Origin of the sequence: Prosthecobacter sp., assembly GCF_029946185.1 — a bacterium.
Classification (GTDB): Bacteria; Verrucomicrobiota; Verrucomicrobiia; order Verrucomicrobiales; family Verrucomicrobiaceae; genus Prosthecobacter.
On record NZ_JAQSEA010000251.1, the window covers coordinates 1 to 17,175 of the forward strand.

14 protein-coding genes are annotated in these 17,175 nt (G+C 58.7%); 2 read left to right on the plus strand and 12 right to left on the minus strand.

Translation table 11 applies throughout. The annotated features are described in order from the left end of the window. From PSV43_RS20785 to PSV43_RS20820, 8 genes are all read right to left on the minus strand, one after another. Positions 1–593, minus strand: a 593-nt coding sequence (locus tag PSV43_RS20785; RefSeq protein ID WP_300202129.1) for a RecQ family ATP-dependent DNA helicase, incomplete at its 3' end; no start/stop codon positions are given. A 44-nt stretch (positions 594–637) separates the two neighbouring features. After that, positions 638–1,744: a sialidase family protein gene (locus PSV43_RS20790; RefSeq protein ID WP_300202132.1), complete on the minus strand. Its 1,107-nt coding sequence runs from the start codon at positions 1,742–1,744 to the stop codon at positions 638–640. Next, positions 1,711–2,661, minus strand: a complete 951-nt coding sequence (locus tag PSV43_RS20795; protein ID WP_300202134.1) for a formylglycine-generating enzyme family protein — start codon at positions 2,659–2,661, stop codon at positions 1,711–1,713. Before PSV43_RS20795 ends, PSV43_RS20790 begins: the two co-directional genes overlap by 34 nt. A 54-nt stretch (positions 2,662–2,715) precedes the next feature. Beyond that, entirely contained in the window at positions 2,716–4,920 is a 2,205-nt protein-coding gene (locus tag PSV43_RS20800) for an RICIN domain-containing protein (protein WP_300202137.1), read from the minus strand. Positions 4,921–5,024: 104 nt separating this feature from the next. After that, positions 5,025–5,702 (minus strand): hypothetical protein, encoded by a 678-nt coding sequence (locus PSV43_RS20805; protein ID WP_300202140.1) that lies wholly within the window; start codon positions 5,700–5,702, stop codon positions 5,025–5,027. A gap of 11 nt (positions 5,703–5,713) precedes the next feature. Further along, complete coding sequence (locus PSV43_RS20810) at positions 5,714–6,976, minus strand: hypothetical protein (RefSeq protein WP_300202143.1); 1,263 nt, start codon at positions 6,974–6,976, stop codon at positions 5,714–5,716. Between the two features lie 39 nt (positions 6,977–7,015). Beyond that, entirely contained in the window at positions 7,016–8,065 is a 1,050-nt protein-coding gene (locus tag PSV43_RS20815) for a sialidase family protein (RefSeq protein ID WP_300202146.1), read from the minus strand. A gap of 64 nt (positions 8,066–8,129) precedes the next feature. Continuing rightward, a complete protein-coding gene (locus PSV43_RS20820; protein WP_300202149.1) occupies positions 8,130–9,041 on the minus strand; it encodes a dihydrodipicolinate synthase family protein in 912 nt (303 codons plus the stop codon). A 134-nt stretch (positions 9,042–9,175) separates the two neighbouring features. Here PSV43_RS20820 and PSV43_RS20825 point away from each other — a divergent pair, with 134 nt between their 5' ends. Further along, positions 9,176–10,036, plus strand: a complete 861-nt coding sequence (locus PSV43_RS20825; protein WP_300202152.1) for an AraC family transcriptional regulator — start codon at positions 9,176–9,178, stop codon at positions 10,034–10,036. A gap of 138 nt (positions 10,037–10,174) precedes the next feature. After that, complete coding sequence (gene recN / locus PSV43_RS20830) at positions 10,175–11,836, plus strand: DNA repair protein RecN (protein ID WP_300202155.1); 1,662 nt, start codon at positions 10,175–10,177, stop codon at positions 11,834–11,836. A gap of 6 nt (positions 11,837–11,842) precedes the next feature. Here the strand turns inward: recN and PSV43_RS20835 are convergent, their stop codons facing one another. From PSV43_RS20835 to PSV43_RS20850, 4 genes are all read right to left on the minus strand, one after another. Continuing rightward, the gene (locus tag PSV43_RS20835) at positions 11,843–12,169 is read right to left on the minus strand and encodes a hypothetical protein (RefSeq protein WP_300202157.1); all 327 of its coding nucleotides are present in this window, start codon (positions 12,167–12,169) and stop codon (positions 11,843–11,845) included. Positions 12,170–12,201: 32 nt separating this feature from the next. Beyond that, positions 12,202–12,945: a fibronectin type III domain-containing protein gene (locus tag PSV43_RS20840; protein WP_300202160.1), complete on the minus strand. Its 744-nt coding sequence runs from the start codon at positions 12,943–12,945 to the stop codon at positions 12,202–12,204. Between the two features lie 54 nt (positions 12,946–12,999). Next, on the minus strand, positions 13,000–14,004 hold the full coding sequence (gene galE / locus PSV43_RS20845) for a UDP-glucose 4-epimerase GalE (protein WP_300202162.1): 1,005 nt from the start codon (positions 14,002–14,004) through the stop codon (positions 13,000–13,002). A gap of 154 nt (positions 14,005–14,158) precedes the next feature. Next, on the minus strand, positions 14,159–16,963 hold the full coding sequence (locus PSV43_RS20850) for a PVC-type heme-binding CxxCH protein (protein WP_300202164.1): 2,805 nt from the start codon (positions 16,961–16,963) through the stop codon (positions 14,159–14,161). Between the last annotated feature and the right edge of the window lie 212 nt (positions 16,964–17,175).

Below are 17,175 nucleotides of genomic sequence, written 5' to 3' on the forward strand. Positions count from 1 at the left end.
AGGAAAAACTCCGGCTCATGCAGATGCAGCTGGCGGATGATGTCTTCGCGCACCTGCTCAGTCGCAGTCGCGGTGAGTGCTAAAAACGGCACCCCCGGCAGCTTGTCGCGCAGTTGCCCCAGCGCGCGATACTCCGGGCGGAAATCATGCCCCCACTGGCTGATGCAGTGCGCTTCATCCACCGCAATGGCGGTCACGTTCCAGCGTTGCAGATCGCTGACGAAGTCCGGCAGCATCACGCGCTCCGGCGCCGCATACAGCAGCTTGTAATGTCCCTCTTCCAGTCCCGACCGCCTCCTCTGCGCCTCGCTGCCCTGGATGGAGGAATTGATAAACGTCGCCGCCACACCGCTCGCCACCAGCGCATCCACTTGGTCTTTCATCAGCGCGATCAGCGGAGAAATCACCAGCGTGATCCCCTCACGCGCCAGTGCCGGAAGCTGAAAGCACAGCGACTTCCCCGCACCCGTCGGCAGGATCGCCACCACATCCCGCCCCGCCAGCGTAGCGTCCATGATCTCCCGCTGCAGCGGGCGGAAAGTATCGTAGCCAAAGGTTTGCTTCAGCAGCGGGGGGAGGTCGGCGTGGCTCATGGTAAGGCCCCTCAGTTTGATATGCCCGGCTTCAATTGCCAGTCTTATGGTACATCCGGCAGTGCCTTCAGCCACGCCAGATTAAAGACGTAGTGGTTCTTGCTCGTGACGAGCTGGATGTTCCCGTCCCGCGTCTGCGTGGCTGAAAGGTAGCCGCAAGGCTCCGCCATCGTGTCACTGATCACACACATGACACGGTCAATCATATTAATGGAGTGCTCCTTGCCTCCGGCCGTGATGAGCTTCCGCACCGGCCACGTCTTCCCTTCATCAAACGACACTGCCGCAAACATCCCGTAGCCAGTAAACTCCCCGCTCTTCGACTTAAACTTCATGCCCTTCCTGTTTTTCCAGTCGCTCCATTGATCGGTAAAACTGCAGACCAAAATACCACCTCCGCTCAGTCGTATCATCGCCGCGCGCTGCACACTGCTGATCGCAGGAAACTCACTAGCTTCATAACTCCACGTCTTCCCCAGATCACCGCTGTAGCTCACCGGCGTTTTCAGATCAAACTTCGCCTGATCCTCAGGCTTGTCATTGCGGCTGAAGGCCATGATTCGCCCGTCCGCCAGTTGCAGAATCGGCGCATGAATCCCCGGGTATCGAAACCCCGTGCCACCAGGCCGAAAATCACTCGCACGTTGCTTCACATCATTAAAGCCCCACGTCTTCCCCTCATCATGGCTGAAGACCAGGCTGCACTGCCGCGAGTCATTCGTGATGACGATAGTGCCATCAGCGAGACGAATTGGCTGATTACCAAACTCGCCCACCGGCTGCATCACGAGAGCCTTGCTCCACGTCACCCCGTTGTCGGTGGACTTGCGCATGAGGTTCTCATCACGCCCACGCACAAGGTGATACAAAGTTGATTTACCATCCCACCAAATCTTCGGCCCATGATCATTCACATCCGCCCCATCCCAGAACGGCGAAGCCGGCTCCCACTCCGTCGCGCCATGCCGCAGACGGCTCGCCACATTGCATAGCTCCGCACCCCCTTCATCCACACAGGAATACCACACCGCCAGCAGATCCCCATTCGGGCATTCAGTGATCCCCGGACTGTGATTGTGCGTGGAAAACAGCGGCCCAAACGAATTTTTCGCGATCTTCACAAACGGCTTCGGCGCAATAAACACCGGCACATCCTGCGGCCGGCATCAATCTTCATCACCCCCTGCTTCACATTCTGCACATTCAAAGGCGGCGCTGCGGGAGGCACCATCTTCCCAGTGGGCAGCTCCCCCATCACCACACGAAATCCCACCCGGTTGCTCCGCGTCTGCGGTAGCCACGCCTCACGATTCGCAGAGCGCAAAAAGCGCGCAAAGCTGGAGTGATGTCCTCCACGTATCACGCGAAATTCCCCCGCACTCCTCCCCATCGCATCAGTCTGCTCTGCGGCTTCATACGGCCCATACCAGTCCAGACACCACTCAGAAACATTCCCATGCATGTCATGCAGCCCCCACGCATTGGCCGCAGTCTGCGACACACGCAGCCCGGCCTTGCCTCCCTTGCGATAGACCTGCGGCCACGCGTCTGTGAAGTATCGTCCCGCATAGCCGGTGTCACTCCACCACGGCTGGAAGCCATCCGGCAAAGCGTCCCCCGTATGAAACAGCGTCGTCGTTCCCGCACGACACGCATACTCCCACTCAGCCTCCGTCGGCAGCCGGTACGTCTTGCCCTCCTTCTTCGACAGCCATTCACAAAATTTCACCGCCTGCTCCCACGTCACCGCATTCACCGCCTCATCATCCGGTGTCTTCAGTCGAAAATCCGCATCATATTGCCGATACTGCCCCACCGTCACTTCCGTGACCGCCACATGAAACGCCTGCGTGATCGTCACCCGATGCGCAGGCTTCTCATCCCAGTCCGCATCATCAAACTTCGCCGGATGCCTCGTCATCTTGTAGTCCGCCGCCGGTCCATCCTGCCCCATCGTAAACGAACCCGGCTCAATGCGCACCAGTTTCATGCCGATGGAATTGGTGATGGGCTCGGCAGCTTGCAGAGTCGTCAGCAGCGCCAGGCTTAGCGCGAGAGTTCGTGTCATGATTATATTCCCACTCTTCATGCCGGCTTCGATGGTCTTGGATTAGAAATTCAACTACAGCTTGCTCCCCGTCATCTTCGTCCACGGACTCCATGCACCCATCGCATGCTGCAAGATCTTCCGCTTCCAGATCTTGTTCCCGCAAAAGGCATACAGCATGTCCTTGTCCTTCCCGCCGATCGCCACCGCCGTCACGCGGCTTCGATCCGGCACCGGCAAAATGATCTGCGTCGGGCCATCATCAGCGCTGATCTGCACCCCGCTCTTCGTCGCAATAAATTGACGCCCCTCAATCGAATAGCACACGCACTCCGGCCCCGCATCATCCTCCCAATCCGCCACATACAGATGGAAAAAGCGCTCCTTGTTCTGCAGCGTACCATCTTCGTTAATCTGAAAACTGTAAGCCCACTTCGAGTGCCCTTCCGCAACGGTCAGCAGCCATTGATCCGGTCGATAAGCCATCCCCGTGGCAAACTTAATGCCCCTGTCCACCTGCGTCTTCTTACCATCCTTGATCAGCCACACCGTGCCTTCCTCCCTCGGCTTGTCCCCATTCGTCGTCATATACAGCGCCCCCGTCGGCATCGCTAAAATCGAGTGCCCAAGAATGCCCTCCATCACCACACTCCCAGCCCCCGCCGCGTCATAGCTCATCAGCTTGCCCGACTTCTCAGAGATCGTGTAAACCTTGCCATCAGCTCCCACCGTCACGCAGTGAGCATTGCCCGTCGCGAACTCACTGACCTTCCCATCAAGCTCAATGCGGTGGATCTTATTGTTCGACGTATCCGCAAAGAACACCTCCCCGTTCGCATTGCATGAAGGCCCGCGCGTACTTTTGAAGCCCTCCGCCAGCAGCTCCCAGCCTTCACCGGGAATGATCACGTCCTGCGCACGCGGAGCACTCGCTCCAGCCTTCACTCGCTCAGGCCAGCCCTTCCACAAAAACGCCATCGCCTCCAGATAGTTCTCGGCATAGCCCGCCACATGGCGCCCCTCGATGCTGCGAAACTGATAGTCATAGCCCGAAAACTTCAGTGCCTTGTCCATCTCTTGGTCGGTCAGGTACCAGTCCCCTGCGCAGTTCTCCATGTCATGCGTCGCCGTCGTTAGATACGCACGGATCGGCTTCGCTTCAAATTTGCGCACCATCGTCGGAAACTCATGTCCGCCACGAAACGCCACCCAGCTCCCGCTCGCCGCATACACACGGCTGAAAGCCTCCGGTCGATGCCACGCAGCCGTGAAAGCCGCAATGCCCCCGCTGCTCCCACCCGAGATACACCGGTCATTGCCATCCGGTGAGAGCTTCAAATCAAACTCCTTCGCCACAAACGGCAGCAGCTCATCATTGAGGAAACGCACATTCTCATCGCCCACCCCATCATACTCCAGGTCTCGATTCCGCCGGTCCATCGTGCCCTTCATTGGCGCAGGCAGCGTACCCGGCTTCACAAATACGCCAATAGTCACCGGCATCTCCTTCGTCGCGATCAGCGTCTCCATGAAAGCCTTCTCCCGTGCGTTGTAGCCATCCGTTTTCACATACACACACGCAGGCTTGCTCCCATCATACTGCGCCGGAATAAACACCGTCACATCCCGCACAGTGCCCGGAAACACCTTGCTCTGGTTAAACTGCGTCTGCTTGATCGCACCCGGCAGAATGTCCTCCGGTTTGATCACCGGTGCCTCATACGTAGGCGCTGCAGCCTCCGCCACCGCACCAGCAATCGCGCTGCCAGCCAGCGGCTTGATCTGCCATTGCAGATGCTGGTCATTCGGGTTGATCTTCCACAGATCAATCTTGGCCCCCGCCTCCTGCTTGCCCCCCAGATCATCCATCCCCTGCGTCGGCGCATGCCGGGGAATGAGAGAATAAGAACCAGCCTCATTCTTCTGAATCTTCCACATCTGCCACGGCTTGCCGCTGTCCGTTTCCAGTACGATGTTCGTCCCATTCTTCACCCCGCCTTCGGCCACAGCCAGAGTCAGCGTCGTGCTATAGGACGGTTTGATGGCATAAAACCCATCACCCTTCGGCACGATCATCCACTTCTGCTTCGGCGCGCCCACCGGATTACCAATCGACACCCGCGTCCCCTCCGCAGTTCCCGCATCCACAGCCTCCAGCACCATCGCCGGAGCACTCACAGGTGTGATGACATAGGCACCCCAGTCCTCTGCGGAAAGGCATGTGCTAAAAGCGAGAGATGCTGCCAGAAAAGTGCGGCGAAGGATTGAGATGGACGTCATGGGGAGATTGAAGAAAAACCAAGGGGGGGGTGAAACGCAGGGACCTCCGCGTTCATTCCCTCCAAAGTCATCAAACCGGGATTCGCCCGGTCTTTTGATTGGGGTTATGATTTCGGCTGCGCACTCCAGAGGCTGAGATTGCGGAACTGCGCGCCTTCACCACGCGCCACCATGCCGATGCGCCCCTTGCGGTCTTTAAATCGCTCATGCGTGGCCTCCAGAGTATGATCGTCAATGCGTGCGAACCAGCGGTCACCGCACACTTCGATGGTGAAATGATGCCACGCTGCGGGATCGAGCTTCACTTCAATCTTCTTCAATTCCTCACGTCGCGTCTCCTTGGCGATGCCACTCATCTTCTGAATCCAGATGGCAGTGGGTGTAATCACGACACGTCCTTGATGATGATTCGGTTGATTCGTGTCGCGGCAGACAAATCCAATCTGCGGAGAAGCACCCAGTTTAAACTCCCCCGTCAGCACATAGTCGCCAAGACCCACCAGGTGCTCGCACACCGCCTCATGGCCATTCGGGCGATTCTTGCTCGGCGCTTCCTGCTTCGCATAACCCGCGCCATCCACAATGCTCCATATGCCGATGCCTGCACGCCAGCCATTCATCCCAGGCTGCCGCTCCTTCGCAAAAGACTCCGGTCTGTCAAACTTCTCAGCAGCGATCAACTGCGTCGTCTGACAGATCTGCGTGGCTGGTGGTGCAGGTGTCTCAGCGCAAGCAACCTGCTGCACAAACAGACAGGCAAAAAATAGATGGGCAGATTTCATAGAGATGAGCTTCAAGGATCAAGTAGATGATTGCGACGCGCTTTCCAATAAGCCGCCAGATGGTAAATGACGCCGCAGCTGGAGTTGTGCGTGTAATCAAAACGCCGGATCAGTTCAGCCAAAGCACTCTGCTGAGCGGCAGAGACCGCCGCCGGATCGATCATCAAGAGAACCAGTGCCGACTCACCCGCCTCACGCGTCAGATGCCAGATCTCCCGATACGGCCCCCACTGCGGGTTGAGGTAGCCCTTCTGATTCTTCCATATCGAAACGTCCCGCCAGTCAGGCCCGAGCATCTGCATCTCTTCCGCACTCTTCTTCGCCAGCTGTGCCAGCACCCACTTGAAACGCTTCGCCGCGAGATCACGCACATGCGTCATGCGTGTGTGAATCACCGCCTTCACCTCAGCATCAAGCTCCAGTTCATGCAGCACTTCCAGCGAGCACTGCATTTGCAGCAGCGCATACGCAGGCTTGTTCCCGTCGGGATTCGCCGATTGCTCAATGGCCTCCGCCGCATAGCGCTGCCATTGCGCACGGTAGCGCTCATCACGCGTCACATCCCACGCCGCCGCGTAAATCATCGGCAGCCGTGCCGCCTCATGCGCCTGCACATTCCACATGCGGCAGATGCCCAGCGGGCAGCGCTGACCATCCGCGCGGCAAAAATCAAAATCATTCTCCGGCGTCACAAAAGCGATCATCCTCTCAGCCACATCCGCAAGCACTTCACGGATTTGCTGCTTCGTCGCCTCATCCGCCAGCGGACTCCGATAATACTGCCACAAACCATGCGCAAAGTGCGTCACCTGATCGCGCGAGGAATTGATGTAAACACTCTTGCCATCTTCCCGGCAAACATTGCGCGCCACAAAGCCGCGCACCCCATGCACCGTCGCGCAGAGCTTCAATCCCGCGAACACACTCGCCGCTTGCGCACGCAGCGTCTCCTCGCCAGTCACCGCAAACCGGTCACACAAAACACTCAGCATGGCCCCACCCAGAATCGCCCCGTCCTCCATCCCCGTGCTGTAGCCACACGGATTCGGATACTGCCGCTTCACCTCCTCCGCCGTCGGCAAATGCTCCTGCTCCTTGCCCTTTTCGTAGCTGCTCAGGTAATCACCAAACGTCCGCACCTGCGGCAGATAAAAACGCCCCCACGTCACCTCCCATGCCTTGTCGATCTGAGCACCAAGCCCGGCATCAGCTGCAAAAGATGGGATCGAAATAACCGAGGCGAGCGCGAAGAGAAGGAGGGAGCGTTGAATCATGCGGACCATGAATGGCTTCATTTGGCCATCAAATCAAAGTCATTGCGGCCACGTGCCGTCCACGATGGGTTTCAGCGTCAGCTTGGTGGGATCCACAACCACATGCTTCACCTTCAGGCGCTTCCACGTGTAAGTGATATGAACAAGACCATCACTCGTTTGAATGATCGCCGGATAGCTGAACTCCTTCTTCGGCTCATCTTCCAGGACGAGCGCCGCCTCCCACACCTTGCCATCCTTGCTGACCGCCAGATTCAGCGGGCTACGCCCTTTGGCCGTGTGATTATAAATCAGCAGATGACGGCCATCCTTCAGCGTCACCGCATCCGTCCCCGAGTTCGGATTCGGCAGCTCCGTCAGCGAAATCTCACCCCATGTGCGCCCCGTATCTGCAGAGGTAATCTGGAAAACTTTGCCCTGCCGCGTGCGCCCCACCGCTTGCAGTTTGTCACCACCGAGGAAGAGAATGCTAGGCTGAATCGCGCTCACCTTCAGCCCATCATGCAGCAGCTTCGTACGCTCCCAAGTTTTGCCGAGATCACTGGACCGCTCAAAGTAAATGGCCCACTCGCTCGGCTTCGTGTCAGTCTCGTTGCTCGTAGGGCAGAGGATGTCCCCATTGGCCAGTTGCACCGGCTTGTTCTTAATGGGGCCAAAGATACCCTCAGGCAGTTTGCGCGCAGCCGACCAAGTCTTGCCACCGTCGGTGGAAGTTTTGAGCTCACCCCACCACGTGCTCGGCGAAGGCCCCACCTTGTAAAACAACATCAGTGGCGCTTCACGCGGCTGAAACAGCACCGGATTCCAAGTCGGATGCCGCGTGCCATCAGGCTGCACCCCGTTCGCAGTCTCCACACTCTCCGTCCACTTCCCATCCACCAGTCGCGACACCCAGATGCACACATCCGGATTCCTCTCCGCCGTGCCCCCAAACCACGCAGAAACCATCCCCGTCGGCGTCTCCACAATCGTCGTCGCATGAATGGATGGGTAAGGCCCAGTGTCGTAGATATATTCCGTTTTTAGAACGGCAGGATCAGCATGTGACAACCACGGAATACATAGAAGGATGAGGGATAGTTTTTTCATAAAAGTTTGCAGTTAAATTCAAAAGACGACGCGTTCGATTTTCGTGTATTCCGTGGTTAAAATTTCAGTTCTTAATCAACCCAAGGCTCACCAGTCTTTCACGAATAACCGCCCTCTCCGGCTCCCGAAAGCGATGAAACGGCTCCGCCATCTGATCGTCACAAATGCCCATCAATGAAAGCCCGCACTTGAGGCCCTTGATGATCGCCGACTTATGCCGGCCCACGGTATAAATACTCCCCGCAAGCTGCATCACCTTCGCATGCAGTTCCCGCGTGCGCTGCAGGTCCTGCGCCGCTGCCGCCTGATACATCTCCACGTACAGCTTTGGATGCAGATTGGCACCTCCATTGATGCCGCCATGACCGCCCAGCAGCACGGCCTCCGCCGTCAGCTCTTCAGGTCCCACCAGCACGCTCCAGTCCGCCCGCTGCTTCGCCACCTCCATCAAGCGGTGAAAGTAGATCATGTCACACGAGCTGTCCTTCACTCCGCAGATGCCTGGCATGTCCAGCGCACGGCGCACCAGATCAATCTCAAAGCTCACCTTCGTCAGCCCCGGCATGTTGTACAAAAACATCGGCAGCGGCATCTCAGCCACGAGATCCTGAATATACTCCTGCAGCTCCGGCGGTGCCGCAGGGAAGTAATACGGCGGTGCCGTCACCACATGCGTCGCACCCGCCTCCGCGCTATGCCTCGCCAGATTCACGCTCTCAGTGAACGACGTATCAGTAATTCCCACCAGCACCGGTACCCGACCAGCCGTCTGCTTGCATGTGCGCTCAATCAACTCACGCCGCAGCCGATAGCTCAGACTCGGGCCTTCGCCGGTGGTGCCCAAAATAAACAGTCCCGATACCCCACCTCCAATGAGATGCTCGATCAGTCTCTCCAAACCCTCGGAATCAAGCAAATCGCGATCACGCAAAGGGGTGACGAGTGGCGGAATGATGCCAGAGAGTGGTTGGGACATGCCCCACAACTGACTTGGAAGGTGCCCCAATAGCAACCCGCCAGTGCGGCGAATGTTTGCCGGTGAAATGACGATTCTTGACCCTTTGCCGCAAGATTCACTCGGCTGGAATCCGTTGAACCTTTCACCACACCATGCCCGCCACCGACCAGGCTGACTACTTTTCCACGCAAGTCGTACGCACCCGCCGCTTCTTCCTCCCAGAATGGGAGGAGCGTCAGCGCGATGCCATGACCCTCTGCCTCGTCGGCGGCGGCTGCGAGTGGTGCGCCCCTGATTTCGTTGTGGACCGTCAAAAATTCCCTTTCCTGGCCTTCGAATTCGTCTCCAAGGGCCATGGCAGCGTCACGCTCGCAGATCAGACCCACGAAATCGAACCCGGGCACGCCTTCGTCTTCGACTCCACCACACCGCAGATCATTCGCAGCTCCGCCGAGGAGCCCATGGTAAAATACTTCTTCAATCTCACCGGTCCACGCGCGGTGAAGCTGATGAACGATCTTGATCTCGCCCCCGGCAGCGTCCTGCGCGTCGCAGACGCCTCCCGCGTCGTCTCCCTGCTGGAAGAAGTGATCGACCACGCCCTGCGCGGCGGCCGCTTCGGCCTCCGGGCAGCGTGCTCCGCCTTGGAGCACGCCTTGGTCCTCTGCGCGGACTCCCGCCAGCCGGCCACTACCAAGATGGACCCCGCCTACGCTACCTACCTGCGCTGCCGCGGCCACCTCCTGCGCAATTATCCCGTACTCAGCAGCATCGAGCAGGCTGCCAAAGCCTGCTTCGTCTCCGCCGCCTACTTCACCCGCCTCTTTCAGCGCTACGACACCGAAACACCCTTGGCATGCCTCACCCGCCTCAAGCTCTCGCAGGCCGCCATCAAACTCCGCCAGCCCGACGCACTCGTTAAAGGCGTCGCCGCCGAGCTCGGTTACAAATCCGCCGCACATTTTTCGCGTGCATTCAAAGCATGGAGTGGAAGATCCCCCCGCGGAGGATAGGCCTCCGGCCTGTCACCGGATCGAGGCGTCCCGCCTTCGATCTGGCAAAGTGACAAAATTTTCGACCGCATGTCTGTCTCCTGGTGGTTGAAATGCAGCAAGGACGCTACATGTTCATTTGCCCACCATTCTACCCCCATGCTTTCTTTTCTCAAAATCCGCAATCTGGCCCTCGTTGAAGACGTGACCTGGGAGCTGGCCGCTGGCCTGATCGGCGTGACAGGAGAAACCGGTGCCGGAAAGTCCATCATCGTCGGCGCTTTGAAGCTCATCCTCGGCGAAAGAGCGGACCGCGGCCTCATCCGCAACGGCCAGGAAGCCTGCACCGTCGAGGCCGGTTTCCACCTGAAAGACACCCGCGCAATTGACTCCGTCCTGGAAGAAGCCGGTCTGGACCCCTGTCAGGATGGCGAACTCCTCATCAAACGCACCATCAGCACCAGCGGTGCCAACAAGCAGTTCGTGAACTGCTCTCCCGTCACGATCCAAGTCCTCAAAAGCCTCGGCGAGTTTCTCGTCGACCTGCACGGCCCGCACGATCATCAGTCGCTCAATTCAAAGGATCGCCAGCTCGAAATGCTCGACAAGTACGCCGGCGTTGAAGAACCCCTCGGCAAATACCAGGACTCCTGGAAGCTCTGGCGTTCCGCTGCCACAGAACTCGACGAACTCGAAAACTCCGAGCGCGCCAGCAGCCAGCAGATCGACATGCTCAAGTTCCAGGCGACCGAAATCGCCGCCGCAAACTTGAAACCCGGTGAGGAAGAGGAGATCGAATCCCGCCACCGCATCGCCGCCAACGGCGCCCGCCTCGCCGAGCTCTGCGGCAGTATCACCGGCCGCCTCAGCGAAGGCGAAGGCAGTGTCATCGACGGCCTGCGCGAGCTCAGCCGCAGCATCCACGAACTCGAAAAAATAGACCCCGCCACAGCTGCGATGTTCGAGGGCTTCAAGTCAGCCCAAATCGAACTCACCGAGCTCGAAAGCAGCGTGCAGGACTACGCGGATGATCTGGAAATTGACGCCGCCGAACTCGACAAGCTCGAAAGCCGCATCCACACCATCCAGACCCTCAAGCGTAAATACGGTCGCACCATCGCCGAGATCCTTGAGTTCCTCGCTGAAACCGAGCGCAAACTCGCCAAGATGGAAAATCGCGGCGAAGAAATCACCAAGCTGCAAAAGCTCGTCAAAGATCGCGAAGCCGACGTGCAAAAAACAGGCAAACAAATCTCCAAAAAGCGCGCCGACGCCGCCCCCAAGCTCGCCAAAGAAGTCGCCTCCCATCTTCTCGATCTCGGCTTCAAACGCAGCGTCTTCGAAGCCCAGCTCGCAGTCCTTCTATCACCTGAACGCAACGGCCTCGAAGAAGTCGATTTCCACTTCGCCCCCAATCCCGGCGAGCCCTCCAAGCCGCTCCGCCTCACCGCCTCCAGCGGTGAAATGTCCCGCGTCCTTCTCGCCGTCAAAAGCGCACTCGCCAAACAAGACGCTGTCCCTCTCCTCGTCTTCGACGAAATCGACGCCAACGTCGGTGGCAATATCGCCGAAGCCGTCGGCCGCAAGATGGCCGCACTGGGCGCGACGCATCAGGTCATCGCCATCACCCACTTCCCCCAGGTCGCCTCTATGGCCAAAAGCCACTTTGTCGTGACCAAGGAAATCACCGGCAACACCACCCGCTCACAGATTCAGGAAGTGAGCGCCGAGCAGCGCGTCGATGAACTCGCACGCATGCTCGGCGGCAGCGCCGAAAGCGCACGCGTTCACGCCCTCAGCCTGCTCAAAGGCGCTGCATAAGGTTTGTTACGCCAGCAGCGGTGTGCCAAACGTCATCCGTGGCGGGCGGCCCTTCACACGGCTGAGCGTGGCACGCAGCGCCAGCGAACCGAGCTGCGTCTGCGGGTTCCAGCCCTTCGGGGCCTTCTTTCCGGTGCTAGTCCACGGCATGCCATCGGCGATCCATTGCTGGCGGTAATCATCGATGCTGACGCCTTTGTCATCGTCGGTCACGCCAAATTGGAATCCGCAGCAAGGGCAGATTTCCAAGGACGCACCGCCAGTGCGGTTGCGCGGCGGCTCTGCGAGCTTGTCATAGCCGCATACAGAGCAGAAATTGGGGGTTATTTTCATGGTTGTTTGGTTGGAAGGTTTATGGGGCATTCTCAGCGGGAGGAGAATCGAAGATCAGCAGCTTTCACCACGCGACCCGGCTGGCGCTGCCAGTAGGTCGGATTGTCCGGTTTAAAAAACGTCTTGGTTAGGCCCGCGCCGTTGTAGGCGGCAAAGGCTTGCGTACTAGAATCGAAGACGCGCAGTGTTTTGTCCGTATCATCCAGCTTCATAGGCAAATTTTCCGCACGAGCTCGCTGGAGGAAGCGCCAGGCCTGCGCAGCATAATCATCCGGCGACTTGCTGGAAAAATCACGACCATGGCGCTCAAAGTGGTCCTGCAGCGAGCCGAGATGGCCCCAGGTCTGGCGTGTAGGGGGGGCTTGTGTGAGGGCTGGGGCAGGCTCCGCTTTTTTATCCGGCGTGATCACATTCAGCACACGCCGTAGCAGTGATGGCTGCGGTGCCGCAGCACCTGCCCCCGCAGTGGTAAAGCTGCCCGTTGCCAGCTTCGTGCGCGCACTGCCCACACTGAAGTAATACGTCGTAGCCGGTGCCAGCGCCTCCAACTGGATGGTATGCTCACTTGTCACCGAACCTTCAGCCTTGCGGTCCAGCGTCGCAAGGTTCACCCCATACTGCAGCCGCGTACCACAGTCCACGTCCGTGCGCCATTGGATGGTGGCACTGCTTGCTGTGGCGCTGGTCTGCGGTTTTCCAATAAGCTCAACCGCCTGCAGCAGCGTACCGCTAAGACACGCGATGACGCAAAGGAACCAATGAACGAAAGTTCTCATGAATAAGGGGCAACCAACTCGGGTTACACTATGACATCCTTAAGCGAATACTGTTCAAACGGCATAGCGCCCGCGCCGTTCTCCATTCATCCATCGCCAGGCAGACTCAATATGTTCTCGTGGGTCCGTATGTGCCGCCTCCCAATGAAGAATTTCTTTAGCAAGTTTAGGCTCTGCAATGAGCTCTGACGGATCGCCCGCACGGCGTTCGCCATAGATCACCGGAATCTTTTTCCCAGTGACCGCTTCCGCCGTGGTGATGATCTCCTTCACGCTGAAGCCCCGGCCCGTACCCAGATTCACCGCCACCGTATCGCCGCCCTTGCGCATATAGCTCAACGCCAGCGCATGAGCCGACGCCAGATCACACACATGAATGTAATCACGGATGCAGGTTCCATCCGGCGTGGCGTAGTCAGTTCCGAATACCGTGATATTCTCGATCTCCCCTGTGGCGGCCATCAGAATGCGCGGGATCAAATGCGTCTCCGGATTGTGATCTTCCCCGATTTCCCCGCTCGGGTGGCAGCCGCTCGCATTGAAGTATCGCAGGAAGACAGACTTCAGCCCCCACGCGTTTCCACAGTCGCGCAGCACGCGTTCCAGCATCCACTTGCTCGCCCCGTAGGGGTTCACCGGCGCCTGCGGATGCGTTTCATCAATGGGGATGCGCACCGGGTCGCCATACGTCGCGCAGGTGGAGGAAAAGATGAACCGCTTGCAGCCATGCCGCTGCATCGTTTCCAGCAGCGTCAGCGGTGCCGCAAGATTGTTCCGGTAGTACTTCAGCGGATCGGTCACGGACTCCCCCACATACGCAAACGCAGCGAAATGCAGCACCGCCTCCGGCTTGTGTTCAGCAAAAACTTTTTCCATGAGCGCAGCGTCGGCCATGTCGCCTTCCACAAAACTCACCCGGTCCATCGGCAAAGCTTCACGATGCCCGAAGACCAGGCTGTCGAGTACCACGACACGTTCGTTTTGTTCAAGCAAATGACGCACAGTGTGCGAGCCAATATATCCTGCGCCGCCGGTAATGAGAAGGGTTCCTTGTGACATTGCGGAAATACAGCAGCCTAGAGCGTCGCTGCCAAACAAAGATTGGTTTAAAATGAATTTGGTAAAGGGTCGGTTCTCACTTCCCCTCCTGCCGCTTCTTTTCCAGGTTCGCCATCAGAGCATCCGCCTCAGTGTGCCTTTTTTTGGGAGGTGCTCAGGGCGCTTTAGGCAGCGAAACTTGCACGGGATGCATCAGGTAGGCAATCAGGTCGCGCACCTGCTCAGGCCCAAACGCCAGCAGCAAACCCTCCGGCATCATCGACATCGGCGAGGTCTCCTGTTTCACGATGTCCGCACGGTCCAGCGTCAGGGTTTCAGTCATCGTGCGCAGCGTGATCGTGCGCGGGTTAGATTCAGTAACCACACCGCTCAGCACCCGTCCGTCCTTGTGCGTCAGCAGGCTCATGCGGAAGTCCGCGCTCACCACCCCGCTCGGGTCCGCGATATTCTCCAGCAGATAGTCCAGATTGGCGCGCCCAGATCCGGTCAAATCCGGGCCGATCTTCCCACCCTGCCCATACATCATGTGGCAGGCCCCGCACACCGCCGTGAAGAGCATGCGCCCCTGGCTCAGATTCGCCTTCGCCAGCGTCGCTGGGGTCAGCTGCTTCTTCACCTTTTCGATCAGCTCCTTTTTATCAGCCGCAGACTCGCGCAGCTCGCCCCACACCTCGACCAGTTGCTTCGTCAGCGCCTCATCTTTGAAGGCATTGATCTGCCGCGCATGGAAGGCGCTCAAGTCAGCCCGGGGGATCTTGCCCGCCGCCATGTCCTTCAGCAGCGCCTTCGCAAAAGCAGGCCGCGACACCAGCGTATCAATCACCGTCGGCCGCTCCGCAGTCCCAAATTTCCGATAGCTCGCCGCAAGCTTCTGCCCGATCTCCGGATCACTGAACAACGCAAGCCCCCGCACCGCGACGATGTTCAGTCCCCGCACTTCCAGCAACTGCGTACAAATCGCCCGCAGATCCTCCGGCTTGTTTTCAATCAGCGTCTTCAGCGCCGACTCCCGCGCCGCCAGATCCGCCTTCTCATCCAGCGCCATCTTCTTCACATCATCCAGCGCCCGACCATCCCCAAAAAGAATGCTCAATTCCTGAACCATCTGCTTCGTCGTCTCGGCTTTGGCCGGTTCCGATCTCGCACTCGCCATTGCCACAAACCGGTCCCAGCTCTCAGGTTTGCCCGCCTTGCGAATGCCTCGAAAAGCATCCGCCATCCCCTCAAGAATAAACTCCGTTTGTTCCGCCTTCGCCTGAGCCAGCAACGCATTCAAAGCCTCCGGCTGCATGGCTAGACTCCGCGCCATCCACCTCAAAGTCTTCGGCCACCTGCAGTCTTTCGCCAGTGCGACAAGTGCCTGCGGATCATCCTTAGCCAGCGGGCTGATGCCATACCACACCAGGTACGGCAGAAACGGATCATTCGCGTCCTCCGCATGCGCCAGCAGCGCCGCACCCAGTTCCGCACGTTTGCCCACCGGCATTCGCTGCAGCGTTGAAGCCAGTGTCAGGCGCACAAAAGCCGACTTGTCATCCTTCGCCATTTTGACCGCATCAAAGCCCAGCTCTGGATACACAGAATGCGCCATCGGCCCCGTGATCGCATCCAGCGGCGAGAACTGCGTCAGCTCACGGATCGCCAAAGCACGCGCATGTTCATCTGCTGCATTCAGATCCGCCTTCGGCCACGCCTTGCGCCACGCAAACGGCACCTCCGGCTTCTTCACATCCCCATAGCTGATGCGGAAGATGCGTCCGCTTGTGCGATGCACACCCGTCGAGTCATGGCATTCCCCCGTATCACTCCAGTCCAGAATGAAGCCACTCCCATCCGGCCCCGTGCTGATTTCAATTCCACGAAACCACGGATCATCACTCAGGAAAACATCCGGCTCATGCTTGCCCACATAGCCGCTGCCATTCCGCTCCAGCCGTTCCACATTCGCCCGACGTCCGTGCATGTTCAGCGTGAAAAGCTTGTTCCGATACTCCGCCGGCCACTGCTCCGCTTGGTAAATCATCATCCCAATGTGCGCATGCCCGCCCCCCAGGCTGTTCGCCTTCCCATCACGCGACGCCGTCCAGCTCCCGCTCCGGTCGTAATGATAATGATCCGCGATCGTATCCAGCTTCTCATACACATACGGGTTCTCCTTGCTCGAATCCATCAGATGCGCGCCATGCATCAGATGCCACAGGTGGCCCGTCACCGTGTTGATGAAAAACATCTCCCCGTTCGCATCCCAGTCATGCCCCCACGGATTCGTCGTCCCATGCGTCAGCACCTCCACGATCTTCTTCTCCGGGTGGTAGCGCCAGATCCCACCCTTCATCGGCACACGTTGCGCCTCCGGCGTTCCCGGCACACCCAGCATCCCTGGGCAGGAGTGCCCGCAGCGTCCATACAGCCACCCATCCGGCCCAAACCGCAGCCCATTGGCAAAGTTATGATAGTTGTCCTTCGCCACCGTGAATCCATCCATCACCACCTCCGGCTCCCCATCCGGAATGTCGTCATGGTTCCGGTCAGGAATAAACAAGACCTGCGGCGGACACATCAGCCACACCCCATCACGCCCCACCTCCACGCTCGTCAGCATCTGCACATCCTCTGTGAAAACCTTGCGCGTCTCCGCCACCCCGTCCCAGTCCTTGTCTTCCAGAATGATCACCCGGTCCTTCAGCCCCAGATCAAACCTCTTCGCCCGCTCCGCATACGTATAGTTTTCCGCCACCCACATGCGCCCCCGCGCATCCCACGCCAGCCCGATCGGGTTCTGCACATCCGGCTCAGCAGCAAACAGCGTCGCCTTGAATCCCTCCGGCAGCTTCAGCCCCTTCAAGGCATCCAGCGGTGGCGTCGGTTCAGCATTGCCCGGATCGCTGTTGTAAAGCGCCGGAAAACCAGCGGCAGAGGCGAGCGATGTGAGAAAGAGGGCGAGCAGAGCAGGCTTCATGGGGGCCAAAGCCTATGGCGGGCCGCTCATCTGACAAGATCTTTGAAACCCGCTTCCACTCTCACAGAGACCACCGGTATTTGCCTGGCGTGGGATGGGTGTGGCGACAGCCCGCCCGTCTCCGAGCGCGTGGCAAGCACACCTGCCACCAAATCTCCGCCTATAGAGCGTTTTCCAAAACAGATTTCCGGATAGAGGCGTATTGCGGCGCT